Origin of the sequence: Draconibacterium mangrovi, assembly GCF_010586825.1 — a bacterium.
GTDB classification, from domain to species: Bacteria; Bacteroidota; Bacteroidia; order Bacteroidales; family Prolixibacteraceae; genus Draconibacterium; species Draconibacterium mangrovi.
Map to the genome: position 1 here is coordinate 250,738 of NZ_JAAAGB010000003.1, position 16,722 is coordinate 267,459.

Below are 16,722 nucleotides of genomic sequence, written 5' to 3' on the forward strand. Positions count from 1 at the left end.
ATGAATAGAAAGATTGTATGTTTTGCGGGACTGAAGAAGTTCTTTGGCGACGAAACCAGCGTTGAAGTGGCACCGGAAGAAAGTTATGCCAACTTATTGGAAAAACTGGGTGAATTAAACCCGGAAGCAAAAGAGGTACTGACCAGCTGCCGGATTGCGGTGAACGAAAAATTTGTACCACTCGATGAAACGATAAATGACCAAACCACATTGTTTTTAATTCCTCCCTCAAGCGGAGGATAAATCAATAGATATGAAGCACATTCAAAATACAGCGATTAATTACAGCGAACTGTTTGATGACTTCAGGCATCCGCATAGTGGTGCGGTAGTGCTGTTTAGCGGCGAAGTTCGTGATAACAATAAAGGCCGGGCAGTAACACATTTGGAATACGAAGCCTACGCGCCCATGGCCAATAAAATGATTAGCGAAATTTTGGAAGAAGCAAAATCGCGCTTTAATCTTAACCAGGCAGCCTGCGTTCATCGTGTTGGGCGTGTTGAGATCAGCGGCTGTGCGGTTGTGGTGATCACCGGCTCAGGCCATCGAAAAGAAGCTTATGATGCCAACCGTTACATCATCGACCGCGTGAAAAATGAAGTGCCCATTTGGAAGCACGAGTTTTTTGCTGACGGTACCAGCGAATGGGGCCAGAATTGCGATTGTGTAGGCGACGATCACCATCATCACCAACATCATCACCATTATGAAAGAGCTGAATAACGAAGACCGGACACGATTTACTCGTCATTTTTCTTTATCGGAAATTGGCCTTACCGGCCAGCTAAAACTGAAAAATGCGCGTGTACTGGTAATTGGTGCCGGCGGATTGGGAAGTCCGTTACTGGTGTACCTGGCAGCTGCCGGAATTGGCAACATCGGCATTGTTGACGATGATGTGGTGAGTACCTCGAACCTGCAACGACAAATACTTTATACCTCGGCAGAAGTGGGACAAAAGAAGGTGGAGATCGCTGCCCGAAAGATAAAGGCCTTGTACCCGGAAATTGAGGTTCAGTCATATGATACAAAACTGGATGAATCCAACGCCGAAGAGCTTTTTCAACAATACGATGTGATTGCCGACTGCACCGATAATTATAAAACCCGGCTGCTGATCGGTTTAAAATCGGCAAGCTTAAACAAGCCACTGGCTTTTGCTTCGGTGCTAAATTACGAGGGGCAAGTAAGTGTGTTCAATTATCAGAACGGACCTGTTTATACCAATCTGTTTCCAACAACCCCAAAAGACGGAATTTACAAGGAATACGACATTGGCCTTTTAGGTGTTTTGCCCGGAATAACCGGAACGCTGCAGGCTAATGAAATCATAAAAATAATAACCGGTTACGGTGAAGTGATCAGCGGAAAACTATTGGTGTTTAATATCCGCGATAACCGGTTTAATTTGTTTCGGTTTTGAGTGAAGATGGAACGCTAATAACGCTGATTTAGCAGATATTCACTGATTTATCTGTTCATTTTATCAAACAAACCTAAAAACATAAAAGCTACTAAAAGAAATATTCGGAAAACGATTGAATCATTTTGAGTATAGATGGAACGCTGATAACGCTGATTTAACAGATATTCTCTGTTTTATCTGTAAAGTTTAGAAACAAACCTCAAAACACAAAAGCTACTAAATGAAATATTCGGAAAACGATTGAATCATTTTGAGTATAGATGGAACGCTGATAACGCTGATTTAGCAGATATTCACTGATTTATCTGTAAAGTTTAAAAACAAACCTCAAAACACAAAAGCTACTAAATGAAATATTCGGAAAACGATTGAATCATTTTGAGTATAGGTGGAACGCAGATAACGCTGATTTAACAGATATTCTCTGTTTTATCTGTAAAGTTTAAAAACAAACCTCAAAACACAAAAGCTACTAAATGAAATATTCGGAAAACGATTGAATCATTTTGAGTATAAATGGAACGCAGATGACACTGATTTAGCAGATATTCACTGATTTATCTGTAAAGTTTAAAAACAAACCTCAAAACACAAAAGCTACTAAATGAAATATTCGGAAAACGATTCAATCATTTTGAGTATAGGTGGAACGCAGATAACGCTGATTTAGCAGATATTCACTGTTATATCTGTAAAGTTTAAAAACAAACCTCAAAACACAAAAGCTACTAAATGAAATATTCGGAAAAACGATTGAATCATTTTGAGTATAGATGGAACGCTGATAACGCTGATTTAGCAGATATTCTCTGATTTATCTGTAAAGATTAGAAACAAACCTCAAAACTCAAAAGCTACTAAATGAAATATTCGGAAAACGATTGAATCATTTTGAGTATAGGTGGAACGCAGATGACACTGATTCTGCGGATTTTCGCTGAGTAATCTGTGATTATCATTAAAATCCGCGTCATCTGCGTTCTAAACTTTATATCTTCTCCCAACTATCCAATACTGTTTTTCACAAATGGCTGATGGTAATAGCGCTCTCCGTTGGCTTTGTATAAGGCGTTGGCCAGCGCTCCCATCACCGGAGGATAAGGTGGTTCGCCCAATCCGGTCGGGTCGATATTGTTTTCTACAAAATGTACTTCTATTTCTTTGGGTGCTTCGCCATGCCTGATCAACCGATACATATCGAAATTGTTTTGTTCCGGCTGGCCTTCACTAAAGGTCAAACCGCTGTACATGGCGTGGCCTATTCCATCCACAATACTTCCTTCCGTCATGTTGACCGCAGCATCGGGATTTACCACAATTCCACAATCAACTGAAGCATATACTTTTTCAATTACCGGCTCTCCATCCTTGTTAGCGATATCCACCACGTTTGCCACATACGAATTGTGACAAAAATAAGCGGCAACACCGCGGCTTTTACCTTCGGAGTTGGTATCCCAGCCCGATTTTTCGCGAACCTGTTCCAAAACGCCGGCATAACGGGCCGCATCATAATCGTTGTTGCTACCCACCGGATTTTCCTGTGCGCGTTTCAGCAAATCGAGGCGAAACTGAATCGGATCTTTACCTGCAGCTTCGGCCACCTCATCGAGGAACGACTGTTCGGCGACAGCATTAAAATTGGAGCCGGGAGCACGGAAGGCACCGGTGCTTATATTTGTATCAACTGAAAAACTTTCGGCAAGGTAATTATCAACACTTCCTGCCGGAAAACGGTTGGCATGCAACGGACTGTCAGGGATACCTCCCATTCGAACATGGAACCCAATCAGGTTATTATCGGCATCCAGCGCTGCACGGTATAGGGCATGATACGCCGGACGATAAATTCCGTACGACATATCGTCTTCGCGCGAGTAGATCAACTTTACAGGTGCTTTCACCTTTTGCGAAATAACAGCTGCTTCCACCATAAAGTGGCCATACAGTCGTCGACCGAAACCACCTCCCATACGGGTCATTTGCACATCCACTTTTTCCAATGGCAAACCCAAACGGGCGGCAACCGTATTCTCCATAAACTCCGGCGTTTGAGTTGGGCCTGCCAATTGTGCAAAATCATCTTTTACGTCGGCAAAAAAGTTCATGGGTTCCATTGGGTTGTGCGCCTGAAATGGTGCAGTATAAGTTCGTTCAATTACTTTGGCAGCATTTTTAAACGCTTCTTCAGGATTTCCGTCGCGGCGCCGTTCCCTACTTGAGTTGGCAGCTGCTTCCTCCATTTTTTTGTAATGATCGGTAGTGTTTTCCTTACCTACAGGAACACCCTGCGCATTGTCATCCGCGATAGGTTCCCACTCCACGTTTAGCATGAGCTTGGCATTCATTACCTCCCAGGTTGATTTACCAACTACAGCCACTAATTCGGTAAAAGATGTCACATCAGACCACTGCCATTCGTAGTCGTCGTTATACGTTTTTATAGCAAAAACATCAATTATCCCGGGCATGGCTTTAGCCTCGGTGGCATCAAACGATTTTAGTTTCATACCAAAAGCCGGCGGATGCTCGATCATGGCAATTACCATTCCTTCGGCTTTATAATCCAGGCCAAACAAAGGTTTTCCGGTAACTATTTTTGGGCCATCCACATTCTTCCTTGAGGTACCTATAATGGTAAAATCCTTTATGTCTTTCAACTCTACCTCTTCAGGAACGGTCAGTTCAGCTGCGGCAGAGGCCATTTCTCCATAACCGGCTTCTTTTCCGCTGCCCGTATGATACAAAACTCCGGCTTCGGTAGTAATTTCATCAACCGGAACCTTCCATTCGTGCGCAGCGGCCTCGCGTAACATCCTGCGGGCGGTTGCACCTGCCATTCGGAGTCCGTTCCACCCCTGCCGGATAGACTGGCTACCTCCTGCCAACTGCCGGGTGAAAATATCGGTGTTCAGCGGCGCCTGTTCTACCATTACAAACTTCCAGTCAATATCCAGCTCGTCGGCCACAATCATCGGCATCGATGTTTTTACATTCTGGCCAATTTCGGGGTTGGGCGACATAATGGTAACCGCTCCGTTATTCCCTATTTTCAAAAAACCGTTTAACTCATACCATTCATCGGGCATGGTTAGTTGTTTCGGCGAATCGGTGGTGCAAGCCGGAGCCAACCAACTAAAAGTCAGCAGTAATCCGCCACCGGCCAATGCCGAACTTCGTATAAAAGAACGTCTATCGAGTTTTGTTTTAACCGTTGTCATGTGAAATGATTTTAATGTTAGTGAATGCGAAAAGCGTAGTACCTGTGCGGTGCAGATTAAGAATTAGCGGCTGCTTTAATGGCCTTTTTAATCCGTGTGTAGGTTCCGCACCGGCAAATATTACCATGCATGGCCATCTCAATTTCTTCGTCGCTGGGCGATGGATTCGCATTTAATAATCCTGCAGCGTTCATAATTTGTCCGCTTTGGCAGTAACCGCATTGCGGCACATCTTCTTCGATCCAGGCTTTTTGAAGCGGGTGATCCCCGTTTTCCGAAAGTCCTTCGATTGTAGTGATTTCCTTGTCGCCCACCGAGTCGACAAAAGTGATACACGAACGCGTTGCAAGCCCGTTAACCAAAATGGTGCACGCCCCGCACTGTGCAATTCCACAGCCGAATTTTGTTCCTACTAAATCCAGATGATCTCTGAGTACCCAAAGCATAGGTGTGGACGGATCAACATCCACCTCATGCTGTTTTCCGTTGATGTTTAGATTAAATACTGCCATTTATTTATAGATTTTAAACCATGTTACGAAGCTTAAACAGTAAGATATACAGTTTTTTAGATATTTTACTAACACCCTTTACAACAAAGACTTATCGTAAATGTTCAGGAATAAATAAAGAATTCTGAAAGAGGCCCCGGTTCTGCAATACATGGTTGTATTGTTGTCGTTTATCGTGGCTTGAGCAGTGAGTAATGAGTAGAGTGAAAAAGCAAATACCTGCAACACATTACCCGGATATTTTAAAATAGCATGGTAACGAGTATATTGAACATTACCCTGCGTACTTCTACGAAAGCAGTAAATAGAACTCCGGGAAGCTTTCGCAGCACTACGAAAGGACTTTTGAGTACACAGTGGAGCTTTTGTAGTAGTACGAAAGCAGTAAATAGAACTATTTGGTGGCAGCGTACGCCTGCGAAAGCAGTAAATAGAACTCCGGGAAGCTTTCGCAGCACTACGAAAGGACTTTTGAGAACTCGGTGGAGCTTCCGTAGCAGTACGAAAGCAGTAAATAGAACTATTTGGTGACAGCGTACGCCTGCGAAAGCAGTAAATAGGACTCTGGGAAGCTTTCGCAGCACTACGAAAGGACTTTTGAGAACTCGGTGGAACTTTTGTAGCAGTACGAAAGCAGTAAGTAGAACTATTTGGTGGCAGCGTACGCCTGCGAAAGCAGTAAATAGGACTCTGAGAAGCTTTTGCAGCATTACGAAAGGACTTTTGAGAACTCGGTGGAGCTTTTGTAGCGGTACGAAAGGACTAAATAGTAGTCGGTGAAGCTTTCGCAGTCCTGCGAAAGTTACAAATAGAGCTCCGGGGAGCTCTTGCAATCAGGCAGTTAGATATTTTTAATTACAAAAGACTTTTCGGAAACCCGCCCACAGTAAGGCATACCAACCAAAGACGAAATAAACCACTCGCGAGCATAAATTCGGAAATTAAAGCACTGTTGTTTTATTTTTTTATTATGCTAACTTTAAGCTCCGAATAAAAACCATAGCCGTTGAATACGCGCCCTGAAATAACAACAGTAAATAACCCTTACAAGATTCAATATTGTATACCTAAACCTGGTATAATTTCCTGTATATGGAATTATTGTACGGTTTTCATGTAGATATAAACTTGTAGTGGCTAAGTTTAAGAAAACGAAGTACCTATGAATAAAACGATACGAAATTCAATAATAATAGCAATTGCGATACTTGGATTAGTATTTGTCGTGATAGTTAAGTTCATTGAACCTTTAATGGCCGATGAAGCAAGACACATTGATGTAACTGATTTATATGATTATGTTGAAGATGGAGATATTATTTTTCAAACATCAAAATCAAGCCAGAGTAAAGCTATTCAAATAGCTACAAATTCAAAATATAGTCATCTCGGAATTATTTATAAAATTGAAGGAAATTGTTTTGTTTACGAAGCTGTCCAGCCAGTTAAGTTGACATCATTAGAGGAATGGATTGACCGTGGAGAAAAAAGACATTTTGTAATTAAACGACTTAAAAACTCAGATAAAATCCTGACTACTGACATTAAAAATAAAATGAAAACCGAGGGAGAAAAGTATAGAGGAAAGAATTATGATTTGTATTTCGAGTGGTCAGATGATAGAATTTACTGTTCTGAATTGGTATGGAAAATTTATAAAAATGCAGCAAACATTGAAATCGGGAAACTACAAAGATTAAGCGAATTTAATTTGAAAGATAAGACTGTAATACAGAAACTTAAAGAAAGATATGGAGAAAATATTCCAAAGGATGAAATTGTTATTTCTCCATCAAGCATGTTTGAAAGCGAAAAGTTGACTTCGATTTATATTGAATAAAAACCAGGCCACAACAATGTATAAAAATAATAGCCGAGACAGTAGTAAAATCAACGGTTGTAACCCGCTTCAACTGCATAGCGGTTTGACAGGAAAGAAGCCCGCAATCTGCCATTACTCATACAATTTACCCCTAGCATAATTTTAATAAAGACATTTATGGAATTAATGAAAGTTTTGCATCCTATGAGAAAAATTATATTATGAAAGCAATAACTATTTTACTATTCAGCCTAATCTTCAGCAACCTACTTGCTCAAGAGATTGTAGAAAAAGAAATCAAAACAGAAGTTAATGAAGTAACGGTCTTTATTGACAAAGCACAAGTTACAAGACAAAAAACTGTTGAACTCAACTCTGGAATCACAATTTTAAAATTTATAAACCTATCCCCTTTCATCGATGCAAAAAGTGTTCAGGTTAAAGCAAAAGGAGATGTGACAGTTTTGGCAGTAAATCATCAGCAAAACTTTATTGATAAACTTGAAAAATCGGAAGAAGTAAAAAAAATTGAAGAAAAGCTTGATGACCTAAAGGGTCAAATAAAATTAGAAGAGACCTACCTTTCAATTTTAAAAGAAGAATTGACCTTTTTAAATGACAACCGGATTATCGGGGGGAAAAACAATGAACTAAATATTTCGACACTTAAAGAAGCGTCTGAGTTTTACAGTTCAAAACTAACTGCATTAAAACTCAAAGAAATAGAAAGAAGTAATACTCTAGAAAATTTAAGAAAACAAAAGAACGAACTTCAAAGCCAATTATATACATTAACAAGCAAGAAAGAATTTGCATCGGGTGAAATTTTAGTAAAAGTTCAAGGTAAGATAAAAACAAATCCTTCTTTCGAATTATCATACATTGTTGACAATGCAGGATGGTATCCGACATATGATATTCGTGCAAAAACGATAAATGACCCCGTAGAAATTATTTATAAAGCAAATTTAAGACAAGACACTAAAGTTGATTGGAAAAATGTAAAACTTAGCTTTTCTTCTTCAAATCCAAATTCTTCGGGAGTTGCTCCGGAACTTAAAGCTTATTTTCTCGACTATTATAGTTTGCCGCCGGTATACAATAAATCAATAAACTCCGTTGGCGGTCAAGTTGTGGATGAAGAAAATCAACCATTAATTGGGGTAACGGTAATGGTACCAAAAACAACAATTGGAACTGTAACAGATATGAACGGAAATTATTCAATTACCCTTCCGAATAATGCGGATTATCTAAACTTTTCGTTTGTAGGTTGCGAAAGTCAAACATTGCCAATTACCAGCTCGGTGATTAATGTAAAAATGATTGAGGATGTAGCGGGATTGGAAGAAGTTGTGGTAGTTGGTTATGGAGTTCAGGGAGATGCTGAAGTATCAACACAACTTCAAGGAAGGGTTGCTGGTGTTTCAGTAAATAAAACTAAAAGCAGAGACGCAGAAAGTATTGCAATTCCTTTTGAAAAAACCGAAAATCAAACTTCCATAAATTTTGAGATTTCCACTCCATATACTGTTAATTCAGACAATAAAAACTATTCGGTTGACATGGTAGTGTATCAGGTACCTGCATTCTTCCAATATTATACTGTACCAAAAATTGAAAAAGAAGCTTACTTAATTGCAAATATCACTGACTGGGAAAAATATAATTTATTGGAAGGTGAAGCCAATATTTTTTTCGAGGAAACATTTGTTGGGAAGTCACTTTTGGATGTTCGGTTCGCGTCTGACACTTTGCAACTTTCATTGGGTAAAGACAAAAATGTAATTGTTAACCGGGAAAAAGAAAAAGATTTTGAAACCAGACAATTTATTGGCTCAAAGAAAGAAGAATCAAAATCATGGAAAACAACCATTAAAAACAATAAAAGTCAAGAAATTAATATGGTTGTACTTGACCAGGCTCCGGTATCAAAACTTGAAGAAATTGAAGTAAACATTCAAGATGTTTCAGGCGGTAAGCTAAATAAAGAAAGTGGAGAAGTTAAGTGGGAGTTTACGTTAAAACCAATGGAGCAAAAGGAATTTGATTTAAAATATTCAGTCAAATATCCAAAATCGAGGAATTTGACAATCGAATAAAAACTTCGCATAACTCGTGTGACCGTTAGCACCAATTTAAAATGAAGCAAATAAGTAAAATACTAATAGTATTGTTTTTTGCTGGATGTCAAAGCAAAGTTGAATCCGTTAAGCATGAAAATAAATACGATATTCAAATTTTATATAATCATTACAAAAAGGATAAAACCTTTAATCGAAAATATTTAGACAAGGAATATTTACGCGACGGAAATTTGTATTTAATTTTTGAAAGTTATTTTAATCAAGACACCGTTGAGGTTAAAATCAATGGGAAAAAAGAAATTTCTGAAATTATAAATACAGAGTCTTCTACTGGTGTTGCAAAATCAATAAAACTTAACGACATGGAAACGATTAATAATGTCGGAATTATTGTAAATAATGGGAAAGAAGCTTTTATCGAAATCGATACAATGAATTTCTTTTTAATTACATTTTCCGACTCAATTTTAAAAATTCGAGTTCCTAAAAGCGTTCCATTTTATGACTAATCCGTTGAATCAAGCAAGAAAGATAAGTGAAAGGCATTGAAAAAATATATGATGAGTTCTATGAGATTGATGTAGAAAATCACTTTGAAATAGTAAAATTCTATGAAAAGAATCAGATGATTTTAGACAATAAATCGAATTTCATAGACTTTGAAGAATTCAATGAACACATACTTATTCTCACAAAATATATTATTGGTCTGGAGAATTTGGGGCGGTATACAAAGACAATTCAATATGCTGATAAAACATATCGTTAATAGAAAATAACATTGATAAATTTAATGTGCCATTTTCTGATTTTGATACTTATTGGAGTACACTAACTAGCAAAGGACGTGCGCATTATAATAATAAAGAATATAAAACATCAATCGAAATATTTGAGAAACTTTGTGAATGGGACAATGAAAATGACTATTTAAAACAATGGCTTGAGGCATCTAAAAAGGGAAAAAGAAACTCTTTAAATAAATACTTTTACTTAACCGCATTCATATTCATTTTTGGAGAATTGGCATTCAGTGATGGTTTTTTAAGCAAAGAAATAAAATTAATAATGCTAAAAGTCGGTTTTCTTTTCTTACTGGTAGCCTTAGTAAATGAGTACTTCTGGGATAAAATAATTAAATGGACAAAAAAATAATGTACAAACCGTTGTACTTCATTTTGAGGCATCCTGCATATAAAAATTTAACTTTGAGAGATAGAAAATAACACAGCCAATGAGATTCATTGAACCAAAGTATCTATTCGTATTTATTACGATGATTTATTTCAGTAATAATTGTTTTTGTCAAAACACTGATAAGGTTTCGCCTCGTTATAATGTTACCTTAAAAGAAGCTCATATTGGAAGTTTTGAAATAGATACTATGCTGCTCAATAGTTATGAGACTTTACCATCAAATATAACCTCATTTTATCTTGATGCCAGAGCTGTATTTGAGAAAAACAAGGTAGATTTTACTGACATACAAATTGTTGAGGCTGCGACAAAAAATAATATAAGATTAATGGGTGGCCCTATGCTGGGTGATGTAAAAGAGAATGGGATAAGTATTTGGTTTCGACCATCAAACGAATTGCCAATCCACATAAAAGTAATTGCCTTGAATAGCAATGAAGAAAATAGTTATACATTAAAACCTGTTGCTGCAGGCAGAGCACAGCGAATCGTTATAAATGATTTGTCTCCTTCAACGAATTATAAATATGTAGTACTATCACAAGATATCAAAATAGCCGAAGGAGCATTTCAAACAGCACCCAAAACGGATGAAAATACTCCGTTAAGACTAACTTTTGGTTCATGTTTTCATAAAATAGGTCTTCATAATCCCAACCTTATCAACACCATATTAAAAAGAAAAACAAATGCAATGTTGCTTTTAGGTGATATTGCAGTTGATGATAGAGAAAACAATTTTAATATGCACAGTTCTGATTATTTACTCCGTGATGTTTCTCGATCGTGGAAAAAACTCGCTGCTAATGTTGCTCTCTATACGAGCTGGGATGATCATGATTACCTCAATAACGACCTTAGTGGTATTCCTGAAAACTTTACAGAAGAGGAAAGAGAAAAACTCCGGACATTATGGCGACAAAATTGGAACAATCCCCAAAATGACGCAGAAGGAATTTACTTTACTACCCGAATAGGTCAGGTAGAAATAATAATGCTTGATACAAGGTCGTGCCGTAAAATTGAAGAAAGGGGTGAATATGGCTCATATTTGGGGTCGGAACAGCAAAAATGGTTAAAAAGTATTTTGAAAAATTCCACCGCGCCTTTTAAGATTATTTCCAGTGGAACGATGTGGAGCGATTATATTACAAATGGAAAAGATTCATGGGGAACATGGGATACTTTGGCTCGGGAAGAGATATTCAACCTGATAGAAGAAGAAAATATACCCGGCGTTTTACTGATTAGTGGCGATCGTCACGGTGCCCGTGGTTTTACAATACCAGGAACATCAGGTTTTAAGTTTTATGAATTTGAAGCAGCTTCGCTCGGAGGAGTACCCGGACCTCCGGCAATGGCTAACGACACTTCAAATCAATTATTCGGGTATCATGGTGAAGGATTAAAAGCTTTTGGTGAGTTTACTTTTAATACACTGGAAAATAAACCTCAAGTGACGTTTAGATTAATTGATGAATTTGGGAATGTTATGGAAAAACATATTTTGTCATACGATATGTTAACTCCCAAAAAACAATAAGGTAAATTGAAATTATCAGAGTTTAGCAGCAACCAGCTCATCGTCTGCTTGTTTTTTACCGATAAGTTCAATTTCTGCCAATTGTAAAACAGCTCTGCCAAAACGATCTATTCCCTTATGAGTGAGATCAAACCTGTAAATTTTATAGGCAGGTGAATTTTCCAAAAGAAATTCCAGTGTTTGTCCGCGATCGGAAAAATTCTCATCAACACGTGTATCGATAGCAATAAACTCTACTCCATCGTTCGAGCCTTTAAGTACCCAGTCTTTTGGGTCGCGCATAGGCGCATCATTAGCAGATGTTATGGTGTACTTTTCCAGTTGATAAACATCCTCCATCTCGAACTGTATCCAGGCTGAGGAATTAAAAGTCAGGAATTTTGTGCCCGGGTTATTATCAATACTGTTTTTCAGCCCTTCGCCGGATGGCGAATCGTTGTACTGACAAGTAACTTTGCCGGCTAAATCGGTAATATCCATCGTTGCATATGGATCAATAACCTTAACCAGCTTCGTTAATGAACATGTATCTTTTTTTCCGTTTTGTTCTACGATAAGCGATATGGTATAATCACCCGAATTCGCATACGAAACTACCGGCGACTTTTCAGTGCTTGTTGCAGGTATTCCTCCCTCGAAAGTCCAGTTATAGTTAATTCCATCCTTGATTAATGGTGAAAAAGTAACGGTTTCGTTCTGTAAAATACTAAAGGCTGACGGGTTAAACCACGCTTTTAGGTCTTCTGCATTATCCCAGGGATAAGCGGCCACTTCGTTCTGATAAAGCTTCCAGAGCACATCAGCAGACATGCCATACAACTCTTCGGTAACCGCCGATAGCGTCCAGGTTTCATATTCCTCCGCAGTACGATTAATATCTTTTAGAAAGTTATTGCTCAGATTTTTATAGATCCACAAATAAAAAAATGCGGTTGTATTATAGCCATCGCGGAAAGTTCCTCCCTGTTTCGGAAAACGTTCAGGATTAAAGCCACCTGTATTTAAACGGCTCAAATCGGCAGTACCTTCGATAAAACCAAAACATTCAGTACCTCCGTTGTAGCCACCGGCATTTTTGGGTTCATTTTGCAAACCATGTGTTATTTCGTGACACAAAACTCCATATATTTCATCACGAGCCACATCCATACCATGCTTATCGATAAAATTAACCAGGTAGTTTAAATCGAAACCAATTTCGATGTGCGGTACACTGCCACCTTTATAAGAAAGTGCTCCTCCATCGTTCAGTTTATAAGTAATCTCTTTCAGTCCGTGTTTATTTGCCTCTTCCGGTGTGTAATAAAGCTCTTTTGCAATTTCAAGGCAACAATATTGTACCCAATCTTCTATACCATCATATCCTTGTTTTTCCACCAACTCTAAATACTTCGCGATTCCTTCATGCCCTTCCGCTTCAATTTGAAGTGTTACCTTTGGTGCTTCATATAAATTCCAATCAACACCAGGTGTCCCCTCGTTCAAATCAGGACTAGATTTACACGCGTTTAAACTCAGAATTACCAGAGTTGTAAAAAGTATTCCAACGATATTATTCTTCATATTGTAATTTGGATAAATAAATTAGTTGCTTCTGCGTTGTTACGATTACTCGATATCTATAATGCAGCGCGAATATAAGATTTCGGACGAAAAGTCGATTAACAATAATATGATGTGAACAAATTGTTTCAACAAAATGTCACATTTACAACAGAAAATAGTGCCTTGTAAAATATAATTCCGCCCGGGATACAAGAAAATGGAACGAATATTACAAACCCGATAACTTTTCCAAAGCAAGGGTTAGTGCATGTGTTCCGAGTTTTCCGTGGCCCTGCGCCTGAACAGCCAGGTAAAGTTGTTTTACCAGTGCCAGTCCCGGTAACGACAAGCCCATTGCTTCGGCTTCTTTCAGAGCAATACCCATGTCTTTTATAAAATGCTCCACAAAAAATCCGGGATCGAAATTACGGTTTACAATACGTGGCGCCAGGTTATCGAGTGTCCAGCAACCTGCCGCTCCGCCACTAATTGATGAAAGCATGGTTGGCAAATCAAGACCGGCTTTATGTCCATACAACAAAGCTTCGCAAACACCTATCATTGTTCCGGCAATGGTAATTTGGTTACACATTTTGGTATGTTGCCCCGATCCGGCTTCTCCCTGGTAAACGATCTGTTTTCCCATAGTTTCGAACAACGGATAAACCTTATCAAAAGCTTCTTTATCGCCACCGGCCATTATCGACAATGTTCCATTTTTTGCACCAACATCACCTCCGGAAACCGGTGCATCAACCGACTGAATACCTTTAGCTTTGGCTGCCTCATAAATTTCAACGGCTAAACTCGGCTCTGTGGTTGTCATATCAACTAAAACAGCACCCGGTTTCGCTTTTGCCAGAATCCCGTTTTCGCCAAAGTACACTTCGCGCACGTCTTTCGGAAATCCCACAATGGTAAAAATAACATCGGAAACTGCTGCAACTTCTGCCGGGCTATCGGCCCATTTTACACCGTTTGCCAGCAAAGCATCTGCCTTACTTTTTGTTCGGGTATAAGTGGTACACTCATATCCGGCTTTATTTAAGTGACCCAGCATGGATATTCCCATCACTCCGGTGCCAATCCAACCAATTGTAATATCTTTTTTCATTCGTGCTTTTTTAAGTATGCCAAAGCTAAAGTTTTCATGACATTGAACAAAATCATTCTGCCATCAATAATTCGTATTTGTAATCACTATTTATAATGAATTAATTTTACACTCTATATGCAAAAGTAACTACCTGTTTTGATCTAAAAAAGGTAATTAAATTTCCCGCCTTTAACTCTGATTTCCTAAACCTTACATACATCTCGCCTGTAAACAAACTTTATAAAAAGTACCTAATACTCTTTTATAATATGCTCTACAACAGTCCGATTACAATTCCGTATTTTTTAAAGTAAAATAATTATAATTTATATTTGAGGCCAAATCTTTCGCATAGATTTATAAATTGATAACGGAGAGTGGATGCTGACTACTTTCCGTTTTCTTTTAAAAATGCCTCATCCACAGCATAAAAAAACCTCCGGATAAACTCCGAAGGTTTCTATTATATCTAATCAAATTATTCTTACAATTCTTTAAAGAAATCGTTTCCTTTATCGTCAACAATAATGAATGCAGGGAAATTCTCCACTTTGATCTTACGAACAGCCTCCATGCCAAGGTCTTCAAAATCGACCACCTCAACAGATTTAATACTGTTTTTGGCCAGAATAGCAGCCGGTCCGCCAATCGAACCGAGGTAGAAACCTCCATGTTTTTTACAGGCGTCGGTAACGGCTTGAGAGCGGTTTCCTTTTGCCAGCATAATCATCGATCCGCCGTGGCTTTGGAACTCGTCAACATACGGGTCCATACGGCCTGCCGTTGTTGGCCCGAAACTACCTGAAGCCATTCCTTTTGGTGTTTTTGCAGGGCCTGCATAATATACCGGGTGGTTTTTAAAATACTCGGGCATTGGTTTGCCTTCGTCGAGCATTTGTTTAATCTGCGCGTGAGCAATATCGCGGGCTACAATTAAAGTACCGCTCAGGTTCAAACGCGTTTTTGTTGGGTATTTTGTTAATTCGGCCAATACTTTATCCATTCCCTGATCCAGGTCGATATCGACAGCCGGACTCATCGCCGGTGCTTTTGCCGGTAAGAAACGAGCCGGATTTTTCTCCAGTTGCTCAAGGAAAATACCGTCTTTGGTAATTTTTGCTTTGATGTTACGGTCGGCACTACAGCTAACACCCAAACCTACCGGGCACGAAGCTGCATGGCGTGGCAAGCGGATAACACGTACATCGTGCACAAAATATTTTCCGCCAAACTGAGCACCCACTCCACTTTCCTGGCAAATTTTGGTTACTTTTTCTTCCCACTCCAAATCGCGGAAAGCCTGACCACCTTCATTACCTTCGGTTGGTAAATGATCTAAATAACCTGCTGATGCTTTTTTCACCGTCGCCAATGTAGCTTCGGCAGAAGTACCGCCAATTACCAGCGCCAGGTGATACGGAGGACAGGCAGAAGTACCCAGATCCATAATTTTTTCCTGAACAAATTTGGTAAGGTTTTCTTCGGTCAGCAACGATTTGGTTTGCTGATAGAGGTAGGTTTTGTTACCTGAACCTCCACCTTTTGTAACAAATAAAAATTCGTATTTATTTCCTTGCTCGGCATACAAATCAATTTGTGCAGGCAAGTTTGTTCCGGTGTTCTTTTCTTTGGTCATGGTAAAAGGCACCACCTGCGAATAGCGTAAGTTCTTTTCGGCATAGGTAGCGAAAATACCTTTCGACAAGGCTTCGGCATCGTTGGCGCCAGTGTATACATCTTCTCCTTTTTTACCAATAACAATTGCTGTTCCTGTATCCTGGCAAGTTGGCAGTTCGCCCTCGGCCGAAACAGCCTGGTTCATTAACATGGTGTGTGCTACAAACCTGTCGTTGTCGGTTGCTTCCGGGTCTTCGAGTATTTTGGCCAGTTTTTCAAGGTGCGAGGCACGCAGGTAAAACGAAACGTCGGTAAACGCTTCTTTTGCCAGTTCTTCCAAACCTTTGGGGTCAACTTTTAAAATCTCGCGGCCATCAACTTCAATGGTCGACACATAATCTTTTGTAATACAACGATATTCGGTATCGTCTTTTAAAATTGGAAATGGTTTTTGATATTTAAAATCTGCCATTGTATAATCGGTTAAATTAATTTTCCTTCAAAGATAAAACTATTCGTTTGTTTCTATTTTATTTTAAAGCGAAACCTGAAAAATTTAACCCGAAACATTCGATGTATTTGAATCCAATGATCATTATATGCACACGCAACAACTATTGATTTCAGAATACTTAATCTGACTGGCATTTTTTTG

At 38.9% G+C, this 16,722-nt stretch carries 13 protein-coding genes; 8 read left to right on the plus strand and 5 right to left on the minus strand.

The features are described 5' to 3' along the window. The 3 genes from G4420_RS10510 to G4420_RS10520 are packed head-to-tail and all read left to right on the plus strand — an operon-like array spanning position 1 to position 1,424. Complete coding sequence (locus G4420_RS10510) at positions 1 to 243, plus strand: MoaD/ThiS family protein (RefSeq protein ID WP_163323604.1); 243 nt, start codon at positions 1 to 3, stop codon at positions 241 to 243. Positions 244 to 253: 10 nt separating this feature from the next. After that, a complete protein-coding gene (locus G4420_RS10515) occupies positions 254 to 724 on the plus strand; it encodes a molybdenum cofactor biosynthesis protein MoaE (RefSeq protein ID WP_163323605.1) in 471 nt (156 codons plus the stop codon). After that, positions 708 to 1,424, plus strand: coding sequence for a HesA/MoeB/ThiF family protein (locus G4420_RS10520; RefSeq protein ID WP_163323606.1), 717 nt, complete (start codon positions 708 to 710; stop codon positions 1,422 to 1,424). The genes G4420_RS10515 and G4420_RS10520 overlap by 17 nt, the downstream gene beginning before the upstream one ends. Before the next feature lie 1,007 nt (positions 1,425 to 2,431). Here G4420_RS10520 and G4420_RS10525 read toward each other — a convergent pair. Both G4420_RS10525 and G4420_RS10530 read right to left on the minus strand, forming a co-directional pair. Further along, on the minus strand, positions 2,432 to 4,648 hold the full coding sequence (locus G4420_RS10525) for a xanthine dehydrogenase family protein molybdopterin-binding subunit (RefSeq protein ID WP_163323607.1): 2,217 nt from the start codon (positions 4,646 to 4,648) through the stop codon (positions 2,432 to 2,434). A gap of 56 nt (positions 4,649 to 4,704) precedes the next feature. Next, positions 4,705 to 5,160, minus strand: coding sequence for a (2Fe-2S)-binding protein (locus tag G4420_RS10530; RefSeq protein ID WP_163323608.1), 456 nt, complete (start codon positions 5,158 to 5,160; stop codon positions 4,705 to 4,707). Positions 5,161 to 6,322: 1,162 nt separating this feature from the next. On the opposite strand from G4420_RS10530, the gene G4420_RS10535 reads away from it, so the two are divergent. From G4420_RS10535 to G4420_RS10555, 5 genes are all read left to right on the plus strand, one after another. Next, positions 6,323 to 7,000, plus strand: a complete 678-nt coding sequence (locus G4420_RS10535) for a YiiX family permuted papain-like enzyme (protein ID WP_204273652.1) — start codon at positions 6,323 to 6,325, stop codon at positions 6,998 to 7,000. A 203-nt stretch (positions 7,001 to 7,203) separates the two neighbouring features. Continuing rightward, a complete protein-coding gene (locus G4420_RS10540) occupies positions 7,204 to 9,084 on the plus strand; it encodes a mucoidy inhibitor MuiA family protein (protein ID WP_163323609.1) in 1,881 nt (626 codons plus the stop codon). Between the two features lie 41 nt (positions 9,085 to 9,125). Continuing rightward, on the plus strand, positions 9,126 to 9,578 hold the full coding sequence (locus G4420_RS10545; RefSeq protein ID WP_163323610.1) for a hypothetical protein: 453 nt from the start codon (positions 9,126 to 9,128) through the stop codon (positions 9,576 to 9,578). A 286-nt stretch (positions 9,579 to 9,864) separates the two neighbouring features. Continuing rightward, a complete protein-coding gene (locus G4420_RS10550) occupies positions 9,865 to 10,224 on the plus strand; it encodes a hypothetical protein (RefSeq protein WP_163323611.1) in 360 nt (119 codons plus the stop codon). Positions 10,225 to 10,303: 79 nt separating this feature from the next. After that, on the plus strand, positions 10,304 to 11,809 hold the full coding sequence (locus tag G4420_RS10555) for an alkaline phosphatase D family protein (protein ID WP_163323612.1): 1,506 nt from the start codon (positions 10,304 to 10,306) through the stop codon (positions 11,807 to 11,809). A 15-nt stretch (positions 11,810 to 11,824) separates the two neighbouring features. Here the strand turns inward: G4420_RS10555 and G4420_RS10560 are convergent, their stop codons facing one another. From G4420_RS10560 to G4420_RS10570, 3 genes are all read right to left on the minus strand, one after another. Beyond that, positions 11,825 to 13,372, minus strand: a complete 1,548-nt coding sequence (locus G4420_RS10560; RefSeq protein WP_163323613.1) for a basic secretory protein-like protein — start codon at positions 13,370 to 13,372, stop codon at positions 11,825 to 11,827. A gap of 211 nt (positions 13,373 to 13,583) precedes the next feature. Then, positions 13,584 to 14,468, minus strand: coding sequence for an NAD(P)-dependent oxidoreductase (locus tag G4420_RS10565; protein WP_163323614.1), 885 nt, complete (start codon positions 14,466 to 14,468; stop codon positions 13,584 to 13,586). Between the two features lie 466 nt (positions 14,469 to 14,934). Continuing rightward, a complete protein-coding gene (locus G4420_RS10570) occupies positions 14,935 to 16,539 on the minus strand; it encodes a fumarate hydratase (protein WP_045029855.1) in 1,605 nt (534 codons plus the stop codon). Between the last annotated feature and the right edge of the window lie 183 nt (positions 16,540 to 16,722).